25 protein-coding genes are annotated in these 25,254 nt (G+C 73.4%); 7 read left to right on the top strand and 18 right to left on the bottom strand.

The window, feature by feature from the left end; all coding sequences use genetic code 11:
* Entirely contained in the window at positions 1 to 705 is a 705-nt protein-coding gene (locus tag ACFYML_RS24975; protein WP_387422930.1) for an HAD family hydrolase, read from the bottom strand.
* 97 nt (positions 706 to 802) lie between these two features.
* Between ACFYML_RS24975 and ACFYML_RS24970 the strand changes: the two genes are divergently transcribed.
* On the top strand, positions 803 to 1,768 hold the full coding sequence (locus tag ACFYML_RS24970) for a DMT family transporter (protein WP_387422929.1): 966 nt from the start codon (positions 803 to 805) through the stop codon (positions 1,766 to 1,768).
* Positions 1,769 to 1,859: 91 nt separating this feature from the next.
* Positions 1,860 to 4,040: an APC family permease gene (locus ACFYML_RS24965; RefSeq protein ID WP_387422928.1), complete on the top strand. Its 2,181-nt coding sequence runs from the start codon at positions 1,860 to 1,862 to the stop codon at positions 4,038 to 4,040.
* Between the two features lie 3 nt (positions 4,041 to 4,043).
* Here the strand turns inward: ACFYML_RS24965 and ACFYML_RS24960 are convergent, their stop codons facing one another.
* Both ACFYML_RS24960 and ACFYML_RS24955 read right to left on the bottom strand, forming a co-directional pair.
* A complete protein-coding gene (locus ACFYML_RS24960) occupies positions 4,044 to 4,757 on the bottom strand; it encodes a GNAT family N-acetyltransferase (RefSeq protein ID WP_387422927.1) in 714 nt (237 codons plus the stop codon).
* A 49-nt stretch (positions 4,758 to 4,806) separates the two neighbouring features.
* Positions 4,807 to 5,631 carry an SDR family NAD(P)-dependent oxidoreductase gene (locus tag ACFYML_RS24955; protein WP_387422968.1) on the bottom strand — a complete coding sequence of 275 codons (825 nt, stop codon included), beginning with the start codon at positions 5,629 to 5,631 and terminating at the stop codon, positions 4,807 to 4,809.
* 126 nt (positions 5,632 to 5,757) lie between these two features.
* Here ACFYML_RS24955 and ACFYML_RS24950 point away from each other — a divergent pair, with 126 nt between their 5' ends.
* Positions 5,758 to 6,714 carry an HpcH/HpaI aldolase/citrate lyase family protein gene (locus ACFYML_RS24950; RefSeq protein WP_387422926.1) on the top strand — a complete coding sequence of 319 codons (957 nt, stop codon included), beginning with the start codon at positions 5,758 to 5,760 and terminating at the stop codon, positions 6,712 to 6,714.
* A gap of 46 nt (positions 6,715 to 6,760) precedes the next feature.
* On the opposite strand, the gene ACFYML_RS24945 is transcribed toward ACFYML_RS24950, so the two are convergent.
* A complete protein-coding gene (locus ACFYML_RS24945; protein WP_387422925.1) occupies positions 6,761 to 7,330 on the bottom strand; it encodes a DUF4190 domain-containing protein in 570 nt (189 codons plus the stop codon).
* A gap of 116 nt (positions 7,331 to 7,446) precedes the next feature.
* Here ACFYML_RS24945 and ACFYML_RS24940 point away from each other — a divergent pair, with 116 nt between their 5' ends.
* Positions 7,447 to 8,337: an SDR family NAD(P)-dependent oxidoreductase gene (locus ACFYML_RS24940; protein WP_387422924.1), complete on the top strand. Its 891-nt coding sequence runs from the start codon at positions 7,447 to 7,449 to the stop codon at positions 8,335 to 8,337.
* A 3-nt stretch (positions 8,338 to 8,340) separates the two neighbouring features.
* Here ACFYML_RS24940 and ACFYML_RS24935 read toward each other — a convergent pair whose 3' ends face one another.
* The gene (locus tag ACFYML_RS24935; protein WP_387422923.1) at positions 8,341 to 8,754 is read right to left on the bottom strand and encodes a DUF4190 domain-containing protein; all 414 of its coding nucleotides are present in this window, start codon (positions 8,752 to 8,754) and stop codon (positions 8,341 to 8,343) included.
* Positions 8,755 to 8,933: 179 nt separating this feature from the next.
* Here ACFYML_RS24935 and ACFYML_RS24930 point away from each other — a divergent pair, with 179 nt between their 5' ends.
* Positions 8,934 to 10,130 (top strand): acyl-CoA dehydrogenase family protein, encoded by a 1,197-nt coding sequence (locus ACFYML_RS24930; protein ID WP_387422922.1) that lies wholly within the window; start codon positions 8,934 to 8,936, stop codon positions 10,128 to 10,130.
* A gap of 12 nt (positions 10,131 to 10,142) precedes the next feature.
* On the opposite strand, the gene ACFYML_RS24925 is transcribed toward ACFYML_RS24930, so the two are convergent.
* The gene (locus ACFYML_RS24925; RefSeq protein WP_387422921.1) at positions 10,143 to 10,895 is read right to left on the bottom strand and encodes a hypothetical protein; all 753 of its coding nucleotides are present in this window, start codon (positions 10,893 to 10,895) and stop codon (positions 10,143 to 10,145) included.
* 107 nt (positions 10,896 to 11,002) lie between these two features.
* Complete coding sequence (locus ACFYML_RS24920) at positions 11,003 to 11,629, bottom strand: hypothetical protein (protein ID WP_387422920.1); 627 nt, start codon at positions 11,627 to 11,629, stop codon at positions 11,003 to 11,005.
* 126 nt (positions 11,630 to 11,755) lie between these two features.
* Between ACFYML_RS24920 and ACFYML_RS24915 the strand changes: the two genes are divergently transcribed.
* A complete protein-coding gene (locus ACFYML_RS24915) occupies positions 11,756 to 12,403 on the top strand; it encodes a TetR/AcrR family transcriptional regulator (RefSeq protein WP_387422919.1) in 648 nt (215 codons plus the stop codon).
* A 9-nt stretch (positions 12,404 to 12,412) separates the two neighbouring features.
* Here the strand turns inward: ACFYML_RS24915 and ACFYML_RS24910 are convergent, their stop codons facing one another.
* The 6 genes from ACFYML_RS24910 to ACFYML_RS24885 all read right to left on the bottom strand — a co-directional run bounded on the left by ACFYML_RS24910 (position 12,413) and on the right by ACFYML_RS24885 (position 18,558).
* Entirely contained in the window at positions 12,413 to 12,820 is a 408-nt protein-coding gene (locus ACFYML_RS24910) for a CoA-binding protein (RefSeq protein ID WP_387422918.1), read from the bottom strand.
* Between the two features lie 23 nt (positions 12,821 to 12,843).
* The gene (gene tnpB / locus ACFYML_RS24905) at positions 12,844 to 14,226 is read right to left on the bottom strand and encodes an IS607 family element RNA-guided endonuclease TnpB (RefSeq protein WP_387422917.1); all 1,383 of its coding nucleotides are present in this window, start codon (positions 14,224 to 14,226) and stop codon (positions 12,844 to 12,846) included.
* Complete coding sequence (locus tag ACFYML_RS24900; protein ID WP_387422967.1) at positions 14,223 to 14,807, bottom strand: IS607 family transposase; 585 nt, start codon at positions 14,805 to 14,807, stop codon at positions 14,223 to 14,225. Before ACFYML_RS24900 ends, tnpB begins: the two co-directional genes overlap by 4 nt.
* 162 nt (positions 14,808 to 14,969) lie before the next feature.
* Positions 14,970 to 15,773 carry a MerR family transcriptional regulator gene (locus ACFYML_RS24895; protein ID WP_387422916.1) on the bottom strand — a complete coding sequence of 268 codons (804 nt, stop codon included), beginning with the start codon at positions 15,771 to 15,773 and terminating at the stop codon, positions 14,970 to 14,972.
* On the bottom strand, positions 15,766 to 16,302 hold the full coding sequence (locus ACFYML_RS24890; RefSeq protein ID WP_387422915.1) for a VOC family protein: 537 nt from the start codon (positions 16,300 to 16,302) through the stop codon (positions 15,766 to 15,768). Before ACFYML_RS24890 ends, ACFYML_RS24895 begins: the two co-directional genes overlap by 8 nt.
* Positions 16,303 to 16,401: 99 nt before the next feature.
* A complete protein-coding gene (locus tag ACFYML_RS24885; protein WP_387422914.1) occupies positions 16,402 to 18,558 on the bottom strand; it encodes an intein-containing Rv2578c family radical SAM protein in 2,157 nt (718 codons plus the stop codon).
* Between ACFYML_RS24885 and ACFYML_RS24880 the strand changes: the two genes are divergently transcribed.
* Positions 18,557 to 18,937, top strand: a complete 381-nt coding sequence (locus ACFYML_RS24880; protein WP_073840033.1) for a thiol-disulfide oxidoreductase DCC family protein — start codon at positions 18,557 to 18,559, stop codon at positions 18,935 to 18,937. The two genes, ACFYML_RS24885 and ACFYML_RS24880, sit on opposite strands and share 2 nt — an antisense overlap.
* Positions 18,938 to 19,024: 87 nt before the next feature.
* Here ACFYML_RS24880 and ACFYML_RS24875 read toward each other — a convergent pair whose 3' ends face one another.
* From ACFYML_RS24875 to ACFYML_RS24855, 5 genes are all read right to left on the bottom strand, one after another.
* Positions 19,025 to 19,765: a cellulose binding domain-containing protein gene (locus ACFYML_RS24875; protein WP_387422913.1), complete on the bottom strand. Its 741-nt coding sequence runs from the start codon at positions 19,763 to 19,765 to the stop codon at positions 19,025 to 19,027.
* 62 nt (positions 19,766 to 19,827) lie between these two features.
* Complete coding sequence (locus ACFYML_RS24870; protein WP_387422912.1) at positions 19,828 to 20,208, bottom strand: DUF742 domain-containing protein; 381 nt, start codon at positions 20,206 to 20,208, stop codon at positions 19,828 to 19,830.
* Positions 20,186 to 20,611: a roadblock/LC7 domain-containing protein gene (locus ACFYML_RS24865; RefSeq protein ID WP_387422911.1), complete on the bottom strand. Its 426-nt coding sequence runs from the start codon at positions 20,609 to 20,611 to the stop codon at positions 20,186 to 20,188. The genes ACFYML_RS24870 and ACFYML_RS24865 overlap by 23 nt, the downstream gene beginning before the upstream one ends.
* Before the next feature lie 17 nt (positions 20,612 to 20,628).
* Entirely contained in the window at positions 20,629 to 22,680 is a 2,052-nt protein-coding gene (locus tag ACFYML_RS24860) for a nitrate- and nitrite sensing domain-containing protein (RefSeq protein ID WP_387422910.1), read from the bottom strand.
* Positions 22,677 to 25,247: a LuxR C-terminal-related transcriptional regulator gene (locus ACFYML_RS24855; RefSeq protein WP_387422909.1), complete on the bottom strand. Its 2,571-nt coding sequence runs from the start codon at positions 25,245 to 25,247 to the stop codon at positions 22,677 to 22,679. The genes ACFYML_RS24860 and ACFYML_RS24855 overlap by 4 nt, the downstream gene beginning before the upstream one ends.
* Positions 25,248 to 25,254 lie beyond the last annotated feature (7 nt).

The raw sequence follows: 25,254 nt of genomic DNA, 5'->3' as shown, positions 1-25,254 counted from the left end.
TCAGACCGAAACGGCGTAGGGGACCGGGTCGAGCAGGTCGAGCACCTCGGTCAGCGAGGTCAGCACCCGGCCGTCCCAGCACCGGTCGGCGTTGAAGACCATGTGCCCGGCCAGGTCCGGGGCGGCCAGCCGGACCGCCGTCATTCCGGCCCGCTCCGCGCCGGTGAGTTCCTGGCTGCCTCCGTCGCCCACGTAGAGGCAGTCGGCCGGGGCGAGGTCGAGCCGGCGGCAGGCGGCCAGGTAGAGCGCCGGGTCCGGCTTGCAGCACCCGAACTGCACCGAGAAGACCCGTACGTCGAGCAGATGCGCGACCGCGAGCTGGGGCAGGAACGCGGGCAGCTCGTGGGTGCAGTCGCTGATCAGCCCGGTGCGTACGCCCCGCTGACGTAGCGCGGCCAGCACCGGGACCGCCTCGTCCCGCAGCCGGGTGTCGGCGCGGATCGCCCGGTGGCGGGAGGCGACGGCGGCGCGTACCGCCAGGTCGGAGGGGTGGACACCCGCCTGGTCACAGACCCAGCGCAGGGTCGCCTCGGCGTTGCCGAACTGGCCGCTGGCGCGCTGGTAGTAGGTACGGTCGAGCACCTCGATCAGGGTGTCGGCCGGACAGCCGAGCAACTCGGCGGTGGCCTGGTGGGCGGAACCACGCTGGACGCAGCGGGTCAGGGTGCCGAAGAAGTCGAACAGCACCGCATGGTAGCTGGGCATGGGGGAGTGCCTCCGGACGTCGAGGGGGGAGTCGCCGGGACGCGCATGATCGTAACGGAGTGCTGACCATCCGTGGTGTCCCCTGTTCGTGTGAGGATTGCTCTCCGTGTCGCCCGCTCCGCACCGCCCTCCCCCCGATGCGCTGACTCTCGGCGCGCTCGTGCTGGCGGTCGCCGCCGTCTCGTCGTCCGCCCCCCTGGTCGCGTTCGCCGCCGCGCCGGCCCTCGCCGTCGCCTGCTGGCGGAACCTGCTGTCGGTGGCCGTGCTCGGTCCGGTCTCGCTGGCCCGGCGGCGGGCCGAGTTTCGGGCGCTGACGGTGGGCGCCGGCCGGCGCGAGGGGCTCTACTGCGTACTCTCCGGGGTGGCGCTGGCCGCCCACTTCGCCACCTGGATGCCGAGCGCGCAGCTCACCACGGTCGCCGCCGCCACCGCGCTGGGCGCAACCCAGCCCGTGTGGCAGGGGCTGATCGCCCGCTGGCAGGGCCGCCGGCTGCCGTTGGCGATGTGGGCCGGGATCGCCGTGGCGGTGCTCGGCGCGGTGCTGGCAACCGGCGCCGACTTCGCCGTCTCCGGCCGGGCCTTCGCCGGTGACCTGCTCGCCGTGACCGGCGGCATGTTCGCCGCGGTCTACACCGCCTTCGGTGAGCGCGCCCGGGCCACCATCAGCACCACCACCTACACCACCATCTGCTACGGGGTCTGTGCCGCCGTGCTGCTGGTGGGCTGCCTGCTCGGCGGGGTACGCCTGCACGGCTACCCGGCGGGCACCTGGCTGGCGATCCTCGGCCTGGTGGCCGGCGCCCAACTGCTCGGTCACTCGATGTTCAACTACGCCCTGCACCGGGTCTCCGCCACCACGGTCAGCGTGCTGATCCTGCTGGAGGCGCCCGGTGCGGCCCTGATCGCCTGGGCCTGGTTGGGCCAACTGCCGCGCCCGCTCGCCCTGCCGGGGCTCGGGCTGCTGCTGGCCGGCGTGGCCGTGGTCGTGCTCGGCGGCGCCCGTGCCGGCCGCCGCGCCGAGCCGGTTCCGGTCCCCGCCGACGCCGCCCCGCTCACCGACTGACACCGGCCGCCCGTGACGCGGCGGCCACACTTTTCCGGGGAGTGTGGCGATTCCGCCTCCCGAGCCGCCGCTTTCGATGAAAGTGCGGAGGGTGGGGGCGCAGACGGAGCGGCAGGGTGACGAGCCCGATCGGGGCACTCTCGTCACCCCCTCGGCCGAGTTCCCGCCGTTGGATCCCGATGAGCAGGCGGCACTGGGCCGGATCGGGGAACGCTGGCAGACCCCCCGGCACGCCGACGAATTGCCCGTCGACCCGACCCTGGGCCGCAATCGGCCCGGTCCGGCGCCGAGCCGGTTCGGGCGGCTGACCCCGATCAGCATGTTCACCGTCGAGGAACCGGACGAGCTGTGCGCCACCGGGCCGGCCCACGAGCCCGGCTCCCGGACCGGGCGGGTGCTCACCCGGCTGCGCCGGACGCTCTTCGGCCCGCCGCTGTCCAGCTCCGCCGTGCTGTACGAGCGGATGCGGAAGCTGATCGCGCTGCCGATCCTCTCCTCCGACCTGCTCAGCTCGGTGGCGTACGGGCCGGAGGCGATGCTGGTCGTGCTGGTGCTCGCCGGCAGCGGCGCGCTCGGGCTCTCCCTGCCGCTGGCCGCAGTGCTGGTGGTGCTCATGATCGCGGTGGGGCTGTCGTACCGGCAGACCATCCCCGCGTACCCGCACGGCGCCGGGTCGTACATCGTGGCCGGTGACAACCTCGGGACGACGGCGGGACTCGCCGCCGCGGCCGGGCTGATGCTCGACTACGTGCTCACCGTGTCGGTGTCGATCGCGGCGGGGGTGAGCGCGATCACCTCGGCGATGCCCGGACTCACCCCGTTCACCGTGCCGCTCGGGGTGCTGGTGATCGCCGTGCTGCTCGCCGGGAACCTGCGCGGGGTGCGTACCGCCGGCAACATCTTCGTGCTGCCCACGTACGCCTTCGTGGCCGCGGTCCTGGCGGTGCTGGTGGTCGGCTACGCGCGCGCGGCGGCCCGGGGTTTCGCGCCGGTGCCGCCGCCGCCCGTGCCGGCGGCGGAGGGGCTGGGCCTGCTGCTGGTGCTGCGGGCGTTCTCCTCGGGGGCGGTGTCGATGACCGGCATCGAGGCGGTGTCGAACGCGATCCCGGCGTTCCGGCCCAGGGAGTGGCGCAACGCCCGCACCACGCTCGGCTGGATGGTCACCATGCTGGTGGTGCTCTTCGCCGGGCTGATCGGCCTGATCCACCTGAACGGCCTGGTGCCCCGGCCGGACCAGACGATCCTGTCCCAGCTCGGCCGGCTCACCTTCCCCACCGGGCCCTGGTACGCGTTCCTCCAGGCCGCCACCGCGCTGATCCTGCTGCTGGCGGCGAACACCGCGTTCAACGACTTTCCCCGGCTGCTCTTCTTCATGGCCCGCAACGGCCACGCCCCCCGGCGATTCCTGCACCTGGGGGACCGGCTGTCGTTCAACAACGGCCTGGTCGCGCTCGCCGTCGCCGCGGCGCTCATCTTCGTCGCCTTCCGCGGGCACACCGCGTCGCTGATCCCGCTCTACGCCGTCGGCGTGTTCCTCGCCTTCACGCTGTCGCAGGCCGGCATGGTCGTGCACTGGCGCCGGCACCGGGACCCGGGCTGGCGACGCCGACTGGTGCTCAACGCGGTCGGCGCCACGCTCTCCGGGCTGGTGCTGGTGACCGCCGCGATCGGCAAGTTCGCCCAGGGTGCCTGGCTGGTGGTGATCGCGGTGCCCACCCTGGTGCTGCTCAGCCGCGGGATCCACCGCCACTACGCCCGGCTGGACGACAACCTGACGCTGCATCCACCGCCGCCCCCCAGGCCCACGTCAGGTAACGCGCCGCGGGGACCCGGCGGGTCGGCCGAGGGCGAGCGGCTGCCCCAGGAGGTACGCCATCTCGTGGTGGTGCCGGTGGCCCGGCTGAACCGGGCGTCGCTGCGCGCCATGGCGTACGCGGCGTCGCTGGGCCAGCCGACGCTGGCCGTGCACATCGCCCCCGAGGACGCCGAGGCGGACCGGTTCCGCGACCAGTGGCGGGCCTGGGGCGACCATCTGCGGCTGGAGACGATCGTGTCGCCGTACCGGGCGGTGATCGGGCCGCTCGCGCACTACCTGGAGGCGCTGCACGCCACCCGGCCGGAGCTGACCCTGACCGTGATCGTGCCGGAGGTGGTGCTCCGCCACCGCTGGCACCGGCTGCTGCACAGCCGCGCCGAGCTACGGCTGCGCGCCGCCCTGCGGGCCCTGCCCGGCGTGGTGGTCACCAGCGTCCCGGTTCACGTCGCCGAGTAGGGCTCACACGTCCTGGACCTCCAGCACCTGACTGGTGGGGGCGGCGTCGCCCAGGTCGGCGCGGAGCGCGGCCCGTTCCGGGTCGGCCAGGAACCCGTCGTAGCCGGCCCGGGCGGCGAACCGGATCACGTGCACCTCGGTCCGCCCGTCCCCGGTCCGCAGCCGCCGTTCCAGCCGTCCGCCGTGCCGCCCGAGCAGGGCGAGCACCGCGTCCTCGTACCGCCGGCCGGCCTCGGCGTCGGTGCCCAGGTCGACCAGGGCGACCACCCGGAGCACGCCCGCCGGGTCGTCGACCAGCGGTTTCCAGAACTGATGGTCGACGTGTCCGCCCGGGATGCCGTCCCGGATCCCGGTGTCGGTGTAGCCGTGCCTTCGGTAGAACGCCGGCGCCTGGAACGAGAACGACGCCACCGAGATATCGGTGCAGCCCCGCCGGCGGGCCTCCGCCTCGGCGGCCCGCAGCATTCGTCCGCCCCAGCCGCGGTGCCGCTGGTCGGCGCGTACCCACACGGTGTTGATCCCGGCCCGGCCGCCCCAGGTCCAGCCGGTCAGCCCGCCGATCAACTCGCCGCCCGCGCCGGTGACCCGGATCGAGATGTCGGCCTCGTCGTCAGCGCCGGTGGCCGCGTTGTTGTACGCGGTGAGCTCCCGTTCGACCCGGGCGGCCAGATCGTCGTCCGTGCCACCGACATGCAGGGTTGCCTCGTCCTCGGTCATGCGGCGCAGTATCCCCGCGGACCGGGCCGGCGCGACAGCGGAAAACGCCTCAGCCGTCGAGGCCGACGGCCTGTGCGCTGGCGGTCCAGAGCCGGCCGGCGAGCGCCGGGTCGGCCGCCTTCGGCAGCGGCCGACGGGGCCGCCGGTCGTGGTAGTAGCCGCCGTCGACCAGCCGGGACGGGTCCTGATTGGCCAGCCAGACCAGGGTCTCCGCGCCCCGCTCGGGGCTGCGGAACGGCAGCAGCCGCATGCCGAGGGCGACCAGCGGGCTCTCGTTGCCGAACCGGGTGCGCACCACGCCCGGGTGGAACGAGTACGCCGGCACGTCCGGCCAGCGCCGGGCCGCCTCGGCGGCGAAGAGGATGTTCGCCTGCTTGCTGGTGCCGTACGCGCGCATCGGCCGGTAGCGGCGCAGCGCCACGTTCAGGTCGTCCGGGTCGAGCACGCCGCTGCGGTGGGCGCCGGAGGCGGTCACCACCATCCGCCCGATCCGATCCCGCAGCAGGTTGCTGAGCAGGAACGGGGCGAGGTGGTTGGCCTGCACGGTCAGTTCGAAGCCGTCGACGGTGGTGACCGGCTGGAGCACGATCGCGCCGGCGTTGTTGGCGAGCACGTCGATCCGGTCGTACGCCGCACGCAGCTTGTCCGCGAGCCGGCGTACGTCGTCCAGCACGGCGAAGTCGGCGCGGAACAGCTCGGGCGGTTCGCCGCAGCACTCGCGTACCCGGTCGCCGGCGGCCCGGAGCCGGGCCGGGTCCCGGCCGACCAGCACGACCTGGTCACCGCGACGGGCCAGGTCCACCGCCGCGGCCAGTCCGATGCCCGAGCTGGCGCCCGTCACCACCACGGTCCGACGCTCAGTGAGATCTTCCACAGGTTCATTCACCCCGGTCACGGCACGAGGTTACCGTGGCGTCACCACGCCCTTTGGGATCGTTAAGTTCGCGGATTTCCGTCTGGTCGCGTCGGCGTGCCCGCAGACGCTGGAAGGAGCCCATCCATGGCCGCTGTCGGTCGCCCTCGCCGGTCCTGCCTCGCCGTGCCGGGTTCCAGCGTCAAGATGCTCGGCAAGGCCCAGGGCCTCCCGGCGGACCAGGTCTTCCTCGACCTGGAGGACGCGGTCGCTCCGCTGGCCAAGCCGGACGCCCGGAAGAACATCGTCGCCGCGCTGAACGAGGGCGACTGGGCGGGCAAGACCCGGGTGGTCCGGGTGAACGACCTGACCACGCCGTGGACCTACCGGGACGTCATCGAGGTCGTCGAGGGCGCCGGCGCCAACCTGGACTGCATCATGTTGCCGAAGGTGCAGGACGCCGCCCAGGTGCAGTGGCTGGACCTGACGCTCACCCAGATCGAGAAGACCCTCGGCCTGGAGGTCGGCCGGATCGGCATCGAGGCGCAGATCGAGAACGCCGCCGGCCTGGTCAACGTGGACGCCATCGCGGCCGCCTCGCCCCGGGTCGAGACCATCATCTTCGGCCCGGCCGACTTCATGGCCTCGATCAACATGAAGTCGCTGGTGGTCGGCGCGCTGATCCCGGACTACCCCGGCGACCCCTACCACTACATCCTGATGCGGATCCTGATGGCCGCAAGGATGCACGACAAGCAGGCGATCGACGGCCCGTTCCTGCAGATCCGGGACGTGGACGCGTTCCGCGAGGTGGCCAGGCGCTCGGCAGCGCTGGGCTTCGACGGCAAGTGGGTGCTGCATCCGGGCCAGATCGACGCGGCCAACGAGGTCTACTCGCCGGCCCAGGCCGACTACGACCACGCCGAAATGATCCTCGACGCGTACGACTGGTACACGTCGGAGGCGGGCGGCAAGCTCGGCGCGGTGATGCTCGGCGACGAAATGATCGACGAGGCGTCCCGGAAGATGGCGCTGGTGGTCGCCGCCAAGGGCCGCGCGGCCGGGATGACGCGCACCTCGTCCTTCACCCCGCCCACGGACTGACCGCCGGCCGCCGGTGCCGCCCCGGGAGCCGGGGCGGCACCGCGGGTCAGAAGGTGGGCGTGCTGCCGCCGGTGTCCGAGCCGATGGCGATGATGATGATCACGACATAGACCGCGATCAGCAGCACCATCAGCACGGTGAGGATCCAGCCGATGATGATGGCGGCCTTCGCCATGCCCTCGCCCTGCTCACCGGTCTCCCGGATCTGCTTGCGGGCCACGTGTCCCATGATCGCGCCGATCGGGGCGGTGATGCAGGAGGTGAAGCCCACCAGCGAGAGCACCAGCGCCACGATGGCCAGGGTGTTGGTCTTGCTCGAGGGTTGGCCGTACGCGGGGTGGGCCGGCGGCGGGTAGCCGGCCGCCGCGTACGGGTCGCCTCCCGCGGGCGGGTAGCCGGGCGCGGCGTACGGGGCGCCCCCGGCGGGCGGGTAGCCGGGCGCGGCGTACGGGTCGCCTCCCGCGGGCGGGTAGCCGGGCGCCGCGTACGGGTCGGCCGGGGTCGGCTGGCTCGGGATCGGGTTGCCCATCGGCAGCGTCGGGTCGGCCGGAGGGCTCGACTGCTGACCCGCCGCCGACGGGTCGTGCCAGCCACCGGACGGTGGGGGATAGCTCATCAGAATCAACTCCGTAGACGTGGTGTCGTCAGGGTAGTCAGCGGGCCGCCGCGCCGAGGACCCCCTTTCCGGGTGCCAGCGTTGCCCGCAACGTCCACAGCGGGCAGGATCTCGGCATGGCACTTGACGCGCGCGGCGGTCGGTCGCGACGGGACGTGAGCCGGCCAGGGCTGGTGCGGCGCAACCGCGGCGGTGGCCCGGCCGGGTCCGCCGACCAGGACCAGCCGGCGCCGCTCGCCGAGCCGGCCACCATGCGCCTGGACGGCCGGGTCGCCCTGGTCACCGGGGCCGGCAGCCCGGACGGCATCGGGTACGCGACCGCGCGCCGCCTCGCCGACCTCGGCGCCCGGGTGGCGATCGTCTCCACCACCCGGCGGATCCACGAGCGCGCCGGCGAGTTGGGCGTGACCGGGTTCGTCGCCGACCTCACGGACGAGTCCGAGGTGGGCGCGCTGGCCGACGCGGTCGCCGAGCAGCTCGGCGACGTCGAGGTGCTGGTCAACAACGCGGGCCTCGCCAGCCGGGCCAGCCCGGAGGTGCTGCGGCCGGTGGCCCAGCTCAGCTACGACGAGTGGCGCGGCGAGATCGACCGCAACCTGAGCACCGCGTTCCTGTGCAGCCGCGCGTTCATCGGCGGGATGGCCGAGCGCGGCTGGGGGCGGATCGTCAACCTCGCCGCCACCGCAGGCCCGGTCAACGCGCTGCCCACCGAGGCCGGATACGCGGCGGCGAAGGCGGGCGTGGTGGGGCTGACCAGGGCGCTGGCGATGGAGATGATCGCCGACGGGGTGACGGTGAACGCGGTCGCGCCCGGCATCATCCACACCGCGGCGTCCACCATGGCCGAGATCAAGCAGGGGCTGGGCACCCCGGTCGGGCGCCCCGGCACGCCGGACGAGGTGGCCGCCGCGATCGCCTTCCTCTGCTCGCCGGCCGCCTCGTACATCACCGGGCAGATGCTGGTGGTCGACGGCGGCAACAGTGTCCGGGAGGCGCAGTTCCGCTGACCGTCAGCGGTAGCTGCCGTTGTCGGAGTTGGCCCAGATGGCCAGGCCGATCCAGCCGCAGCAGACGAGCAGCCCGAGCGCGGTGAAGATGTAGCTGAGGATCAGCCCCCAGGTGGCGAGCTGGTCGCCCTCCTCACCGGTCTGCCGGATCTGCCGCTTGGCGAGGTGACCGAGGACGATCCCGGCCGGTGCGAAGACGAAGGCGAAGACCAGCGACAGGACGGCGAGCACGTTGGGCCCGCCGCCGCGCGGTCGGGGCCCCTGCCCGGGCGGCCCGTACTGGCCGTACGGGGGCTGCGGGGCGTACGGCGGCTGCTGGCCCCACGGTGGCTGCTGCGGGTGCCCGTACGGCTGGCCGTAGGCCGGCGGCTCGTACGGCGACGGTGGCTGGTCCGGCTCACCGGGTGGTTGGCTCACGCCCGCTCGCCCCCTCCGTCGCAGGTCGACGACCCTCTCTCTTGCGGACGCTACCCGCAGCGGTGAACCTTTTCACAGCGGTTGTGTGGACTGGTCACCTTGGCTCCGCCGGTCGCGGGACCGATACTGACCGAGCGTTCAGTTACCCACGAGTAATGCGCCGATCCCCGGAGGCTGAGATGGCCCGACTCGCCCAGACGCCCGGCCTGACCGACGTGCAGCGGTCGATCCTGGAGACCGTCCGGGAGTTCGCCGACAAGGAGATCATCCCGCACGCCCAGCGGCTGGAGCACGCCGACGAGTACCCCACCGACATCCTCGACGGGATGCGCGAGATGGGCCTCTTCGGCCTCACCATCGCCGAGGAGTACGGCGGCCTGGGTGAGTCCCTGCTGACCTATGCCCTGGTGGTCGAGGAGCTGTCCCGGGGCTGGATGTCGATCTCCGGCATCGTCAACACCCACTTCATCGTGGCGTACCTGATCTCGCAGCACGGCTCGGCGGAGCAGCAGGCCCGGCTGCTGCCCCGGATGGCCACCGGCGAGGTGCGCGGCGCCTTCTCCATGTCCGAGCCGGAGTGCGGCTCGGACGTCTCGGCGATCAAGTCGAAGGCCGTCCGTGAGGGCGACACCTTCGTCCTCAACGGCCAGAAGATGTGGCTGACCAACGGGGCGTACTCGTCGGTGGTGGCCACCCTGGTCAAGACCGACACCGGGGCCGACTCGGTGTACGGCAACATGAGCACCTTCCTGCTGGAGAAGGAGCCCGGATTCGGCGAGACGGCGCCGGGCCTGACCATTCCCGGCAAGATCGACAAGATGGGCTACAAGGGCGTCGAGACCACCGAGATGGTGCTCGACGGGGTCACCGTCCCCGCCTCCGCCGTGCTCGGCGGCGAGGCGAAGGTCGGCCGGGGCTTCTACCAGATGATGGACGGCATCGAGGTGGGCCGGGTCAACGTGGCCGCCCGCGCCTGCGGCATCTCCATCCGCGCCTTCGAGTTGGCCGTCGCGTACGCCCAGCAGCGCCGCACCTTCGGCCAGCCGCTGGCCCGGCACCAGGCCATCGCCTTCAAGCTCGCCGAGATGGGTACGAAGATCGAGGCGGCGCACGCCCTCATGGTCAACGCCGCCCGGCTCAAGGACGCCGGCCAGCGCAACGACGTCGAGGCCGGCATGGCCAAGCTGCTCGCCTCGGAATACTGCGCCGAGGTCGTCCAGGAGGCGTTCCGCATCCACGGCGGCTACGGCTACTCCAAGGAGTACGAGATCGAGCGGCTGATGCGGGAGGCCCCGTTCCTGCTCATCGGCGAGGGCACCTCGGAGATCCAGAAGACCATCATCTCCCGGGGCCTGCTCAAGGAGTACAAGCTCTGACCGGCGCCCCGGTCACCCGCCGGCCGGCTCCACGGCCGGCTCCGGTGCGGTGACCGGCAACCCCACCGCCAACATCTCCGGCCGGGTCCGGAAGTGCTCGATCGCGGCGACCAGCCGCTCCTCGGGCACCGCCGTGTCCCGGCCACCCACCACCGGCGCCGGCTCCAGCGAGATCCACTTCGCCGGTCGCAGCCGCACCCCGTCCACCCTGCCGTCCTGCTTGTGCGGGATGACCCGGTCGATGTTCGTCCATCCGTACGTCCGGCGGCCGTGCCGGATGCCGCTCGCGGTGAGCGCCAGCCGCCCGGTGAACCGGACCTCCTCGTGGACCATCCGCCCGATCCAGGCGGCGACGCCGGCCGCGAGCAGCGGCCGCAGGGGCACGCCCCACCACGACTCCTCGGGGAGCGTGCCGACCAGCCACATCCCGATCGTCGCCGTCACGATCGTCTCGGCCACCAGGTCGACCCAGCCGGCGAGGGACCGCCGCGCCACCAGGCCGGGCTCCACCGAGTGCCGGCCCGCTACCCGTGATCGCCACATCAGGCGGCCGTCGCGCCGGGGCCACCACCGCTGCGTCAGCCACCGCCCGCCTAGGAACAGCCAGAGGAAACAGCTGAGGTCGAACTCGTCGCGGGGCGGCACCCGGAGCAGCCCGGCCGCGACCGGCACCGCCACCGCCGCAGCGGCGCCGAGGGCGAGCAGCCGGCGTGTCCAGAGGCCGTCGCCGGGCGAGGGCAGCCGGCCCCGCAGGGGGAGGGGCATCAACGCAGGGTACGGACCGTCCGCCACCCTGAGCATCACCCGCCCGTGCGCCGCGACCAACCGGGACGCAGGCGGTCGCTGTGCGGGGACAGCGGTGGTGGGTGGGGTCAGCCGTTGGAGCCGGGCAGCCGTACCGCCAGGTGCTCGCGGGCCCGGGCGACCAGGGCGGCCGGGTCGTCGGCGTAGAGGCGGATCTCGTGCACCGGCCCGCTCGGGCCCTTCGGCAGCCGGACTGAGAGCGGCTCGCGCAGCATGACATCGACGCTGGTCTGGCTGCCGACGCCGATGTTCAGGATCGTCCCCTCATCGAATTGCTCGAGTTGGACGGCGCGGCTGGACGGCAGCGACCGGTAGCGGTGTTCGACCCGGGCCACGGCCGACCAGGGCACCACGAAGTCGACCGAGATGCCGTTGCGGAGCCGCAGCCCCGCCGGGCCGGCGACGTGGGGGTGGATTCGCAGGCTGGCGAAGAGACCGAACATCCAGAGCAGTCCCCAGATGCCGAGCACGAGCGCGGTGTGCCGGACCGGCGGCCACGGAACGGTGTGCCGGAGGATCAGGTCGAAGATCGGGATCTCGATCGCGGAGAGCGCGATGAAGGCGACGAGGATCGGCTGCACTACGCCGATGTAGCTGAATGCCACCGCCCCGGCCCCCAGCGCGGGGGGCCGCCGGAGCAGCCAGCGGGCGAGGCTGAGCCACATCCCCACCTCGTACGCGAACACGCGACGCACTAACGCGACCGGAGGACTCTGCTTCCGCACGGCTCACCCGCCCTTCACGTCTTTTGCGTTGCAGTTGCAACGTAATTGGTTGACCGGGGGCGTGTCAATGCAGTCGCACTGTGAAAGCATGGGGGGATGCCGAAGCGGGTTGATCACGGGGAGCGGCGGAAGCTGATCGCCGACGCGCTGATGCGGGTGGCTGCGGAACGCGGGCTGGAGGCGGTCAGCCTGCGTCACGTGGCGGCCGAGGCCGGCGTCTCCTCCGGGATGGTGCAGCACTACTTCCGCACCAAGGACGAGATGATGACCTTCGCCCTGTCGGTGGTGCGTGACCGCAGCGAAGCCCGGGTGACCCGAGCCGTCGCCGCCCTGGGGGACGAGCCGTCCCCGCGTACGCTGCTCCGGACCATGCTGACCGAGCTGCTGCCGCTCGACGAGGCGCGCCGGGCGGACGGCCGGGTGGCGCTGGCGTTCCTGGCCTACACCGCGGTACGCCCCGCCGTCGCCGCCGGGCTGCATCAGGATTCGGCCGAGCTGCTGGCCTTCATCGCCGGGCAGATCCGCACCGCGCAGGCCGCCGGCGCGACGCACGTCGACCCGGACCGGGCCGCGGTGGCGCTGCTCGCCGTCATGGAAGGGCTGGGCGTCTACCTGCTCGGCGGGCACTACCCGCCGGAGACGGCACTCGCCGCGCTGGACGCCCAGTTGGACCTGCTGCTCGGACCCGAGCCTGCGGCACAGCGCGGCCGTGCGGTGCCGCCCCGGCGCTCGCCGGCGCCCTGACCTGGCTGGTCAGCCGAGCCGGGTCAGCCCCGCCGCGGCCCGCTCCACGATGAGGCAGCGGTCCTCGACGTAGTCGATGCCGGCCTCCTCGGCGATCCGCCGCGCCTCCGCCGATACGATCCCGAGCTGCAACCAGACCGCCGGCGCGCCGACCGCCACCGCCTGCCGGACCACCTCGACCGCGTCCGCCGCGGGACGGAACACGTCGACCAGGTCGACCGGGTGCGGGATGTCGGCCAGCGACGGGTACGCCTTCTCGCCGAAGAGTTCGTCCACCGTCGGGTTCACCGGGATGATCCGCCAGCCGTACTGCTGCATCTCGGCCGGTACCTGGCGTGCGGCCTTGTGCGGGTCGCGGGAGGCGCCCACGACGGCGATCACGGCGGAGTCGGCGAGGATCTGCTGGGCTGAGCGCACCACGCGAGCCTAACCGTTACCTCTCAGTGCGCTCTAGCGAGCACACGGTCGGCAGTCCCGCCCGACGGTGGGACGGTCCCGGTCTTACCCACCACATGGGTGATGCCGGGTTGACGTTTCACGGCCACCGGCCCGCCGGGGCGGGTCTTACGGTCGGCTCCACGTCCTGCCACCGGGCCACTCCCGGCGGTTGTGGCCTCACGCGCGATCGCGGCGAGGTTACGTGCGGCGTTGAGGTCCCGGTCGAGGACCAGGCCGCAGGTCGTGCACTTGTAGGTACGCGCGGACAGGGTCAGCTTGGCTTTCACCGTGCCACATGCCGAGCAGGTTTTGCTGGAGGGGTACCACCGGTCGGCCACCACCAGGTGGCCGCCGTTCCATTCGATCTTGTACGTCACCTGCCGGCGGATTTCACCGAACCCCGCGTCGGCGACACGCCGGGCCAGCCGCCGGTTGCGCAGCATGCCGGCCACGTTCAGGTCCTCGACCACGATCGTGCCGTACTTGCGCGCCAGGCGGGTGGTGAGCTTGTGCAGGCCGTCGCGGCGCAGGTTCGCCACCCGCGCATGCGCCCGGGCCGCCTGCCTGCGGGCCCGTTCCCACCGCTGTGACGGCTGCTGTCCGGTACGCCGATCCGGGCCCACGCGGCGGGACATCTGCCGGGCCAGACGCCGCATCCGGCGGGCCGCATCATCCAGGTGACGCGGGTTGGGGACCATCTTGCCGGTCGACAGCACCGCCAGGTGCGTGATCCCGACGTCCACCCCGACCACCGCCTGCAGGCGCGTCGGGGTGCGCTCGGCCCGCTGGACCTCAACGGTGAACGCGACATGCCACCTGCCGCCGTCACGACGCACCGTCGCAGACAGGATCCGGGCCGTGCCCGCCTCCAAACGGCGGGCGAGCTTACGGGCAGACTCGTGCAACTTCAACCGGCCCAACCGGGGCAACACCACATGCTTGCGATCCGCCTCCACCCGGATCGCACCGGTCGTGAACCGCACGGACGGGGTGCTACGGCGACGGGACTTGAACCGGGGAAACCCCACCCGCGGCCCGGCGCGTTTCCCGGCGCGGGAGTCCGACCAGTTCTTCAAACCGCGGGCCAGGGCATCCAGGCCGGTATTGAACGCCTCCTTGGAACACTCCGGCCACCACGGCGCCACGTCCGGCTTCGCCTGGTTCCACGCCTTCCGCAACTTGGCCAGACTCCAGCCGACCGTCGGGGTCAGCAACTCCTCAGGCACACCGTAGGAGCGCTCCGCAGCGCGCTGGTCCATGACCGCCTTCACCCGAGCCAGGGCCCAGTTATAGGCCACCCGGGCCGCGCCCGCGTTCGCCAGCACCGCCCGCTCCTGCCCCGGGGTCAGATCCAGCGCGAACCGGTACGCCTGTAACACCTTCATCCGGTGCCACCCCCGCCCGTTGCCGCCGCGACGGCCCGCCGAGCCCGGTCGGCAGCACCCCGACGCCCGTACAGGCGGGCACACAAACCGGTCAGGACCTCAGTGACATCGCCCACCAGGTCCTCGTCCACCTCCGCCGGGTCCACCACCAGCAACCGACGACCCGAAGCAGCCAAGGCCGCCTCGACGCACTCGCCGCCGAAGCGGGCGAACCTGCCCCGATGCTCCACCACAATCGTCGCCACCGACGGGTCACGCAACAGTGCGACGAACTTCTTGTGATGCCCGTCCACAGCGGACCCCACCTCGGTCACCACCCGCGACACCGCCAACCGCTGCCCGGTCGCCCACACCGTCACCCGCGCGACCTGCCGGTCCAAGTCGGGCCGCTGATCGACCGACGGCACCCGGGCGTACACCACCACCTGCCCCACACCCGCCCGCACAGCAGGCAACGGCTCACCCACCATGATCAACCGGCCCAGCCGATACGTGGGAACGGGCAGCGTCCCGGCCGCGTACTGCCGCCGCGCGGTGATGTACGCAATGCCCTGCGACGCCGCCCATTCCTTCAAGTTCACGTGAGCATCATAGTCGCTCAGGGATCGCCAACGATGCATGACACGCCAGCAGCTAGCCCCCTGTCGTTCCGCAGTCGCCGCCTTGATGGAGTCGCAGGCGACCGTTGCCCGCGTGCGTTCTGCGGTCGATTCCATCGCCCGGCCGTGTCCCGGACCCGCGCGCTACTGCCAGGTGGCGGTGTCGGGATCGATGTTGTGGGCGCGTGCGCTGGCGTCGACGCATTGACGGAACCACGTGGCAAGGCCGGCGCGGATGCCGTCGTAGTGGGCAGCAAATGCTGGATCGGCCTCATACATGCGGCCGAGACAGACCTGCATCTGCCTGGTGAGGGGAAAGTACGAAGCAAAAACTTCGCGGTGCCGTTCGACGAGTTGATTCGCTTCTGGGCCGCCAGGGGTGACGCCGGCGTCCATCGCGTCCCCGAGGGCGCGGTCGAGGTCAGCAATGGTGTCGGCGATGGCCTGCCATTCCTCCGGACCGCGAGAGGCTGAGCGTTCGGCGTACTGCTGCCATTGCGTCGTGTCTCCGTAGCGCTGACGGGCTTGGGCGGGCCAGTCCGGGTTCCACTCGGGGCCGAAGATCGCGGCCTGCTGCTCGACGGTCAGCAGCAGGCCGCGCTCGTGGGCGGCGATCATCCGATCCAGGTCGGCGCTGAGCTGCTGGAGGTGGTCGATCCGTTGGGCAACCTGGGTGCGCTGCGCGCGCAACGCGCCGGGCACGTCTGCGGTCGAGTCGTCCAAGATGGCCCGGATCCTGTCCAGGCCGAGGCCGATCTCCCGGTAGGCGACGATGCGGTGTAGGCGTTCCAGATCACCGGCGGTGTAGAGCCGGTATCCGGCAGCCGTGCGCAGCGACGGTCGCGCCAGACCGGTGCAATCCCAGTGGTGCAGCGCGCGGACTGTCACGCCCAGACGCGTCGAGACCTGACCGACGGCCAGGCCATCGGCGTCAGTGGCATCAGGCATGCTCCTCATTGACGCCGCGACCGGCGCCCGGTGGGGTGATGCCGACGGCTTCAAGGTTTCGCGCCTCCTGACTGGCCGGATCAAAGGGCTTCGCCGCAGTGAAAACGATCCGTGCGTTCTCGGGGGTGATCACCGCGAGATCGCGGGTGTTCCAGGGCGTGTCCCGTGGGCCATCGACCGAGTTCGGGCGCAACGCCCGACAGGCCTCGACAAGGGCATCGACCTGGCTGAGCACGCACGCGAAACTGAAGCTCATCGCTGGTGCCTGCGCCGGAACGCTCGCCGCGGGGACGAGGAGTACGTCCTGGAACGCCCACCGGCGCAGATGCACAAGCTTGCCGGGGATGCTGAACAGCTCGAAGAACCCGAGCCCACGAATCCAGAAGTCCACCGACGCCGCCAAGTCGCTCGTGGGGATCGTCACGAACGCGGGCATTCCGTAGATGCCACGGAACGGCTCCGGCGGAACCGCATCCGGGCCGGGAGGGGGCACGGGACTCATCTCAAACGCGTTGTAGTAGTCACTCACGCACCCCACCCTCCGGCCTCACGCGACGTGAGGGTCAAGCCGGGTCCGTGAATCCCGGTCATGTCGCTGCGATTCGACCGACGCCGTGGCCGGATACACCTAGAGCAGCGTCAACTGCTCCGCCTGGGGCGGTGGTGGCTCGGGCGACCGGCGGTTGTCGCCTCGCTCGCCCCGGTGCAGTCCGTGCCGGCGGGACGCGATCCGGACCCGCGCGGTCAGCTCCCGCTGATACGCCTGCGGCGCGTACGCGCCTGCCCGGTAAAGCTGGCGGTAGCGGGGGACCAGATGGGGGAACTCCCGGGCCAGCCAGTGTGCGTACCACTCCCGGGCACCGGGGCGCAGGTGCAGGGCGAGCGGCGTCACGCTGGTCGCTCCGGCCGCGGCGATCGCCGACACGGTCGCCTCGATCGACTCGTCGTCGTCGCTGAGCCCCGGCAGGATCGGCGCCATCAGCACCCCCACCTCGAACCCGGCGTCGGTGAGCTGCCGGACGGCGTCCAGGCGCCGGCGGGGGCTGGGCGTGCCCGGCTCGACCGCGCGCCACAGCGCCTCGTCGACGAAGCCCACCGAGTAGGAGAGCCCGACCCGGGTGACCTCGGCGGCCTGGCGGAGCAGCGGCAGGTCCCGCAGGATCAGGGTGCCCTTGGTCAGGATGGAGAACGGGTTCGCGAAGTCGCGCAGCGCCTCGATGATCGGCGGCATCAGTCGATAGCGCCCCTCGGCCCGCTGGTAGCAGTCCACGTTGGTGCCCATCGCGACGTGCGCGCCGCGCCAGCGCGGGGCGGCCAGCTCGCGCCGGACCAGCTCGCCGGCGTTGACCTTGACGATCACCTTCCGGTCGAAGTCCGCCCCGGCGTCGAGGTCGAGGTAGGTGTGGGTGTTACGGGCGAAGCAGTTGTGGCTGACCACGCCGTTGGCAATGAAGTCGCCGGTGCCCGTGGTGATGTCCCACAGCGGCAGCTCCAGCCCGAGGTCCTCGATGCTCACCACCCGCAGCGCCGCCTGGCACTTGAGCGCCGCTCCCTCGATGGAACGCTTGCGGGTGATGGCCGGGTCGGTCAGGTGGAAGAAGCGCAGCCGGGCGGTGAGACCGCCGGTCAGTCGGATCTGTCGCACTCGGTTCGGCAGGCCCGGATCCTCGAGCACCCAGGTGAACCCGAAGTGGTTCATGGCGGCCCGGGTCTCCTCGAGGATCCGGTCGTCGCCGTTGCTGATCCGGAAGATGCCCCTGCTGCAACTGCCCTCGGCGTCGAAGATGCCGGCGAGAAAGCCCAGCCGCCAGTCGTCACCGGGAGCGTCCGGCCACCGGATCAGCTCCGTGATGGCCTCGACGTCGCGCCGCTTCGACGTCCGGATGGCGGTTATCGCCCGCCGGGTTGCACTGGCAGGGGCGAAGGAGAAGCGACTGGTCTCGACGCCCGCGTCGGTCAGGAATCGCTGCGTGCGGTCCAGCGCCTCGCCGTCGACGAGGGCCAACCGGAATTGGTGCACCGTCCCATAGGCGTACGAGTGGGCACCGAGGTGGGCGTCACCCCGCACCGTTCCGCAGAGGTAGCCCCGGCGGTAGTCGGCCGAGAGCTTCGGCGGGGTCGCGAAGCGGCCGGTGCCGATCAGGCGGTTGTTGGTGGTCAGGTAGGGACGTTGCCCAACACCGTTCATCGCGCCCGTCACGTACTTCCAGCCCCGGTCGGACAGGAAGCGATGGTCCCCGCTGGCGACCAGCGTGGTGCCGTCCTCCAGCGTGACCCGGTAGGCCCGCTTCACCGTCGACCACTTGTCAAGGACGGTGGTGACCACGTATCGCCGGTAGGCGCCCCGCCGCTCGGTGCCGTAGATCCGGTCGCCCGGCTCCAGTTCGCTGATCGGCCTCGTGCGGCCGTCCGCCATCAGGATCGGGGTGTCGCCAGCCATGCAGTAGACACACGCATGACTGCATCCCCGGTACGGGTTGATCGTCCACTCGAACGGCACGCGGGACGCGCCGGGCACCCGGTTGATGATCGACTTTGCCTGCACCTCGTAGAAGGTCATCCCGGCGAAGCCGGGGGTGTCGAAGGTGCGGGCAACCGCGCCGGGCAGCGCCAGCGGCAGGGGTGGAGTCGCTGGCGCTGCCCGACCAGGGACCTCCTCGTCCGGGGGAGCGGAAAGGTTGTCCCAGCGCACAGCCACTATTCGAACACGTGTACGAGGAGAGCGCAAGTGACTCGCCGGACACCGGGGCCCGAACCCGAGGCGGCGGGTGCAGGATGGAGGCATGGAGACGTCGACCTTCGTCTACGACGGCGACTGCGCGTTCTGCACCCGCTGCGCGGAGTTCATCGAGCGCCGGATCCCGACCCGCGCGCGGGTGCTGCCGTGGCAGTTCGCCGACCTCGCCGCGCTCGGGCTGACCGAGGCGGAGTGCGAGGAGGCGGTCCAGTGGGTCGGCGCCGACGGCGTACGCGCCGCAGGGCCGGACGCCATCGCCCGGCTGCTCGGGGAGAGCGGCCCGCTGTGGCGGATCGCCGGGGCCGGCCTGCGGTTTCCCCCGGTCCGGGCCGCCGCCTGGCCGGCGTACCGCTGGGTGGCCCGCAACCGCCACCGGTTGCCCGGCGGCACGGCGGCCTGCGCCGTGCCGTCCGCCAACCGGCCCTGACCGCGTCGCCGAGCCGCCCGCCGACCGGGACCGCCGCTCGGGCGCCCGCCGCGGGGCCGACCCGCCCGCCGGCTCCGGGCCGGCCGGTCAGCTCGGCAGACCGGTGCAGGCGGCACCGTCGATGGTGCACGCCCTGGGGGTGGCGCTGATCGCCGCGCCGCTCACCCGGAACGTCACGCGGACCGAGCCGCGGCCGGGCACCGTCGCGGTGCTCCCGTCCGGGGTGAACGTCCACGTCGCGCCGTCCCGGCTGGCCCGGGCCCCGGTGACGGAGCCGACCTCGAGCGACTCCCGGGGCAGCACGATGACGAGTCGCCAGTCCGTCGCCCCGGCCGTACCCGGGTTGGTGATCGTCACCGCGGCGCCGTAGCTGAGCAGGGCGTTGTCCTCGACGGCGAAATCGGCGCGCAGCGCGGCCGGTGCGGGTGGCGGCGTCGTGGGCGCCGACGGTGCGCCGGCCGGCGGCGGGGTGGCCGGCGGCGCGGCGGTCGGTGCGGTGGTCGCGGAGTGCGTGGACGCCCGGGGGGTGGCGCTGGCCGATTCGGGTTGCCGGCCCGGCGTCCCGGTGGCCGGCGCCTCGGGCCCCACCAGGTCCGGTGGCGGCTCGACGGCCACCGGGGTCAGCCGAGCCGGCGTACGCAGCACCGTGACGGCCGAGTACGCCGTCGCCAGCAGCACCCCCAGTGCGGCGGCGCCGGCCACCTGGGCGAGCCGCGACCCCTTCCCCCGGCGCGCGAGGGTGCGCCGCGCGGCCCGGGCTGTGGCGACGATCCCGTCCAACAGAATGATCGCCGTGGTCCGCCGTGGCTGGGACGGTGGTGCCGGCACTGGACCTTTCCCCCTTCAGATCGTCCGACGGACCGGCGTCCGCGCCCTCCGGTCCCGCCGGGTCAGAGCGCGCGGAGCCCGGCGAGAATCGCCTCAAGCAGTTCCATGGACGGTCGCCCGGACAGCGTCGGCGGCTCGTGCATCTCGATCAGCCCGGTCCCCAACAGATCACCGAGCAGCACCCGGACGGTACCCAACGGCAGGTCCAGTGCGGCAGCGACCTCCGCCACCGACAGTGGACGCCGGCACCGCTCGAGGATCCGGGCCTGCTCGGGAAACAGTTGCGCGGCGGCGGGAACCGCCGGTCGGGCCACCACCAGGGAGATGACGTCGAGCTGGCCGTGGTCGGACCTGGTCCGCCCGCGCGTCATCGTGTACGGGCGAGCCACCGGTCCGGCCGCGTCGTCGTACCACGCCTCGTCATGGTCCCCAGTGGTCCGCACCGCTGTCCCCGCCTGTCGCCACCCGGGCCGGCTCAAGGTAGACCGGCAGGTCCTGCTCGGCCTGCGCCGCGAAGAGCGCCACCTCGTACGCCATGTCGCCGACATCGGCGTCACCGCCCATCCGGACGGTGAGGATGGCCCCGCCGCGGGTGGTGGCGATGAACACGAACGCGCGCGACATCTGCATGACGACCTGCCGCAGCGTGCCGGTGGCGCACACCCGGGTGGCGGCCTGGCCCAACGCGTACAGGCCGCTGACCACGCTGGAGAGCTGCTCGGCCACCTCGTCCGACACGGCACGGGACCGGGCGAGCAGCAGCCCGTCGGGGGAGAGGACGACGGCGAACTCGGCGCCGGGCACCCGGTCGACCAGGCCGTCCAGGGCGACTGTCAGGCTGTCCATGGTGACCACTGGAGGTGTCATCTCGTCCTCTCGCTGCGTTCCCCGAACGGGATCCCGGCGGTGTCGGGGCCGGTGGCGCCGGGTGCGGGCCGGCTCACCCCGGGGCGACGGACCCGCGTCGGCAGCCCGCCGCTTTCGGCGCCCTCCGGCGAGGTCCGTGGGTGCGGGAGGCCGCCCGCCGCCCGGTGCCCCGTCCCGGCAAGCCTGCCATCCTCGGGCCCGGCCCCGGCGACCAGCCCGACCGGAAGCAGTACGACGGCCCCGATCCCGCCGCGGGGGCCGGGACGTAGCGAGACCCGGGCGCCGCAGCGGGCGGCGAGCAGGGCGGCGACGTACAGCCCGGCCCGGCCGGTGGGCGGGCCGTCCGGTGGCGGCTGGGCCAGCAGTTCGTTCGCTTCGGCCAGCTCGGCGGCGGTGAGGCCGGGCCCGTCGTCGACGATCACCACGGAGCAGCCCTGCCGGCCGGGCTCACCGGCGACCCGTACGGTGGCGTGCTCCGGCGAGCACGCCAGCCCGTTCTCGATCAGCTCGGCCAGCAGGTGGACGACGTCCGTGACGGCGGTCCCGGCGAGCGACCACGGCCAGTGCGGTGCGACCAGGACCCGGTGGTAGTCCGGCACCTCGGCGACCGCCCCGCGCACCACGTCGAGCAGTGGCACCGGTCGTCGCCAGCGGCGGGCCGGGGTCGCGCCGGCGAGGGTGACCACCTTCTCCACGTTGCGCCTGATCCGGGTGGCGAGATGGTCGAGCCGGAACAGATCGGCGGTCTCCTCCGCCGCGCGCTCGCGCCGCTCCATCGTGTCGAGCAGGTCGAGCTGGTCGCGCAGCAGGGCCTGGTTGCGCTGGGTGAGCCGCAGGAACAGTTCCCGGGTGGCCGCTTCGGGCCCCGGGGCGCGCCGGTTGGCGGCACCCGGACCCGGCACGTCGTGCTGGCCGGTCGGGCGGGCGTCGGGGGGCCCGGCGGCGACCGGCGGCAGCTGGATCGTCGGGGCGTCGGCGAGGCGGAGCCCGCCCGGCCGGTCGTCCAGCCCCGTGATGAGCCGGCGTACCGTGCCGGGCCAGCCGCCCAGCACCACGAGCACCGCGACGAGCCCGAGCCCCACCACCGCGCCAGTCCGCGCGACCACCAGTGCCGCGCCCGGCGCCGCCCGCTCGGCGCTGCTGCGGGCGGTGGCGATCACCAGCTCGCGTAGGCCGCTCAGCGCCGGGTCGACCGCGGCCCGCCAGCTCTGCGCGCTGATCCCGGTCGTGGCGCCGGCGTCCGCCGTCCGCAGCAGCCGGTCCTCCAGTGCGAGCAGACCGGCGAACCGGGGGCCCTCCACCAGCCGTCGGTGCTGGTCCCGCCCGGTGGACGGCAGCTGCGCGGCGGCCGTCGTGCGGGCGTACCGCTGGGTGGCCACCAGCTCGGCCAGGTGGTGCCGCTCGTCGGCGCTGAGCCGACCGCCGGTCAGGGCGGCGGTGAGCAGGGTGTCCTCCCGGGCGAGCAGTTCCCGGGCGCGGGCCAGCGCGATCACCGCCCGGGTCTCGTCGGCCAGCGCGCCCCCGCGCCCGCCCCACTCCGGGCCGTACACGGCGAAGGCGGCATCTATCAGCTGGTCGTAACCGGCGACCGTGCCGGCCCGGTCGAGCCGCCCGGCGTCCACCTCGGACCGGAGAGCGGCCAGCCCGGCCATCCGGCGGGCGAGCTCGCCGGCCCGGCCCCGGACCGCGCTCGCGGTGAGCAGCCGCAGGTCGTGGCCTTCGGTGAACGCGTGCACCGGGGCGGCGGCCCGGTCGGTCCGATCGCGCGCCCCGGCCAGATCGGCGCGGGCCCGGCCGGCCCCGGCCAGCGCCTCGGCGGTGAGCCGGCGCTCGGCCTGCAGGTTGAGGATCAGCAGGTCGGTGGGCTGGCCGAGGGTTTCCGCCAGGACCCGGACCCGGACCAGCTCGGCCGCGTCCCGGCCGGTCAGGAACGCCGCGTACGCCCAGAGGGTCAGCAGCACGGCCGCCAGCGCGGCGAGCTTGAGCCGGATCCGCCCGTCACCGGGCTGCCGGACGCCCCGCTCCGCCCGGTCCATCGGGTGGCTCACCGGGCGGACCGTTCCGGCCACGGCTGCCGGCCGGCGGTGCTCGACCGGTCCGCGACGACGGTGCGCAGCAGCGCCAGCAGCTCCGCCCGGTTGGCGCAGTTCAGCCGGGTCCGCATCCGCGCCACGTGGTGCTCCACCGTCTTGGCGGAGATGAAGAGCCGGTCGCCGATCTCCCGGTAGGTCAGGCCGGCCAGCACCAGCTCGGCCACCTCGTGCTCCCGGTCGCTGAGCCGGTGCTGCGCGGGGCCGGTGACAGCGTCGGCGACCGGGGCCGGCCCGTCGCCCGATGCGGACGGCTGGCCACCCCGGGGCGTGGTGGGCCGGCCCTGGAGCACCCGGGCGCACTCCAGCAGGCTGGTCATCGCCCGCCGGTCGGAGGTGCGGATCGCGGCCTGCCCGGCGAGGCGGGCGGCGTCCCAGCACAGTCCGGCGTCGTACAGCCCGCGGGCGGCGGCCTCCACCCGCACCGGGTCGACCACGCCACGGAGCACCTCGACCCAGCTCGCGGCGGCGGCGGCGACCACCGCGGCGTACCGGCTGTGGTCGGCTGCGGCGAGCAGAGCGGCGACGTGCTCGTCGGCGACCACCGGCTCCTCGGTCAGGATCGCGGCGTGCAGCCCGGTCCAGTGCAGCGGGGCGCTCCACAGTGCCGGGCCGCCGAGCCGGTCCAGCAGCGACCACGCCTCCCGCAGGTACGGCTCCAGCCGGGCCAGGTCGCCCAGCCGGGCGCCCACGACTGCGAGTTCGCCGAGCGGCAGCAACGTGAACAGGTCGACGGGGTGTCGGACCACCGCCTCCAGCGCGGGTACCCAGCCCTGGTGGAGCGCCCCGAGGTCGCTGTTGCGCCGGGCGATGCCCAGCCGGAGCGCGCTGGCCAGGAGCAGGTCGCGGGACTCCAGCGGGCGCTGGTCGGCGGCCACCGCCGTGAGGCACTCGGCCGCGGCGGCCGTGTGGCCCCGGACCATCAGGATCCAGGCCTGCAACAGCCGGTGGCGGCGGGCCATGAGCGGGCCGCCGATGCCGGTCGCGACGGCCCGGTCCAGCACTCCTTCGGCGATGTCCAGCTCGGCGCAGTGGATCGCGGTCAGCGCGGCGAGCGCGGCCGGACTGTCCGGCAGGAGCACCGCCCGCCCGTCCGGTTCCAGCAGCGCGGCGGCCTGCACGAGAGTGGACAGGGCGGTGGTCGGCGGGCCGGTGAGGCTCTCCCGTACCCCCTCGGCCATCAGCCGGGCGGCGCTGGCGTGCAGGGTGGGTGGTCCGCCGGCCCGGTCGTCGCCGGGCCCGTCCCCGGCGGCGGTCGGGCGGCCGACGGCCAGCGCGCCGACGGCGGCGAACGCGGCGGCCGAGGGGCTGCCCGACCACCGGTACAGCTCGACGCTGCGGCTCACCTGGCCGCGGTGGGCGAGCGCCGTCGCGGCCACCGTCGCCGCCGCCACCCGCTCTTCCGGGGCGGCCGCCGCGAGCAGCCGGTCCGCCAGCCGCAGGGCGGCGTCCAGGTCGCCGGCGAGCGCCGCGGCGAGCGCCTGCCGGGCGCCGGCCGGTAGCCCCGCCGCCGTGGCCGCCGCGAACAGCTCAGCCGCGAGCGTGGGTTCCCCGCTGAGCGCCTCCTCGGCCGCGGCCCGCAGCGCCGGGGCCGGGCAGTCGCCGAGCACGCCGGCCGCGCGCAGCGACAGGACCAGCGGGAGCACCGCGGCACCACGGCCGAGCTGCAGCTCGGTGAGCCGGCGCCAGACCGCGGTGCGTTCGGTGGCCGGGCTGAGCGCGACGACGGCTCGCCGTACGAGCGGCGAGAGCCGGCCGTCGGCGCCGAGCAGGCCGGCGGCCCGGGTGGCGGTGACCAGCTCCTCCACCGCCTCGGGCGTCCGATCGAGCAGCACGCCGAGCAGGTCCATCGGGAGCGGTACGCCGGCGGCGAGGGCCAGCAGCAGCCGCCGGACGTCGGGCGGCAGCTCCTCCAGGTCCGGCCCGAACTGGAGGACGGCCGGCCGGGGCGGTTCGGCCGAGACGGTGACCGGTTCCTCCTGCCCGCGCAGCCCGCGGACCAGCCGCTCGACGTCGCGCGGGACGCCGCCGGTCTGCGCGTGCACGAAGGCGATCAGATCGCTGCGCCGGCCCAGCTCGGGCACGCCGGCGAGGTATGCGCCGGTCTGCTCAGGGGTGAACGGGGTGAGCGCGACCTGCTGCCCGTCCCGCTTCAACGCGTCGGCCAGGTCGGCGAGCGCCGCCGACCGGGGCCACGGACGGTAGCCGACCAGCAGCCGGTGCCGGCGGGCGTCCACCAGCCGGCGCAGCGTCTCCAGCCGCGCGTCGTCGAGCAGGTGCGCGTCGTCGACCAGCAGCACCGCCTCGGGGTCGACCTGGCCGGCCGGGCTCGGGACGCCCTCCAGCACGGTGACCCCGGCTCGCTGATGGGCCCGCGCCAGCTCGGTGAGCAGGGCGGTCTTGCCATGGCCGCCGGGACCGGTCACGCCGACGGCGAGCGGCGTACCCAGGTCCGCCGCGACCGCGCCTAGCAGGGCCGTGGACCGCTTGCCCAGCACGAGCCGGGCCTCCGCCACGCTACTCATGATCATG

The organism is Micromonospora sp. NPDC007230 (genome assembly GCF_042869115.1).
Classification (GTDB): domain Bacteria; phylum Actinomycetota; class Actinomycetes; order Mycobacteriales; family Micromonosporaceae; genus Micromonospora.
The sequence above is the reverse complement of the archived record's forward strand: the minus strand, read 5'-3'. Positions and strand labels throughout refer to the sequence as shown.

Coding starts and splice junctions, on each gene's coding strand:
- ACFYML_RS24975 (WP_387422930.1), bottom strand. CDS start 705: ATGCCCAGCTACCATGCGGTGCTGTTCGACTTCTTCGGCACCCTGACC.
- ACFYML_RS24960 (WP_387422927.1), bottom strand. CDS start 4,757: ATGACCGAGGACGAGGCAACCCTGCATGTCGGTGGCACGGACGACGAT.
- ACFYML_RS24940 (WP_387422924.1), top strand. CDS start 7,447: ATGGCACTTGACGCGCGCGGCGGTCGGTCGCGACGGGACGTGAGCCGG.
- ACFYML_RS24895 (WP_387422916.1), bottom strand. CDS start 15,773: ATGCCTGATGCCACTGACGCCGATGGCCTGGCCGTCGGTCAGGTCTCG.
- ACFYML_RS24865 (WP_387422911.1), bottom strand. CDS start 20,611: ATGGACAGCCTGACAGTCGCCCTGGACGGCCTGGTCGACCGGGTGCCC.
- ACFYML_RS24945 (WP_387422925.1), bottom strand. CDS start 7,330: ATGAGCTATCCCCCACCGTCCGGTGGCTGGCACGACCCGTCGGCGGCG.
- tnpB (WP_387422917.1), bottom strand. CDS start 14,226: ATGAAGGTGTTACAGGCGTACCGGTTCGCGCTGGATCTGACCCCGGGG.
- ACFYML_RS24885 (WP_387422914.1), bottom strand. CDS start 18,558: ATGCCTCCATCCTGCACCCGCCGCCTCGGGTTCGGGCCCCGGTGTCCG.
- ACFYML_RS24855 (WP_387422909.1), bottom strand. CDS start 25,247: ATGAGTAGCGTGGCGGAGGCCCGGCTCGTGCTGGGCAAGCGGTCCACG.
- ACFYML_RS24930 (WP_387422922.1), top strand. CDS start 8,934: ATGGCCCGACTCGCCCAGACGCCCGGCCTGACCGACGTGCAGCGGTCG.
- ACFYML_RS24950 (WP_387422926.1), top strand. CDS start 5,758: ATGGCCGCTGTCGGTCGCCCTCGCCGGTCCTGCCTCGCCGTGCCGGGT.
- ACFYML_RS24915 (WP_387422919.1), top strand. CDS start 11,756: ATGCCGAAGCGGGTTGATCACGGGGAGCGGCGGAAGCTGATCGCCGAC.
- ACFYML_RS24880 (WP_073840033.1), top strand. CDS start 18,557: ATGGAGACGTCGACCTTCGTCTACGACGGCGACTGCGCGTTCTGCACC.
- ACFYML_RS24925 (WP_387422921.1), bottom strand. CDS start 10,895: ATGCCCCTCCCCCTGCGGGGCCGGCTGCCCTCGCCCGGCGACGGCCTC.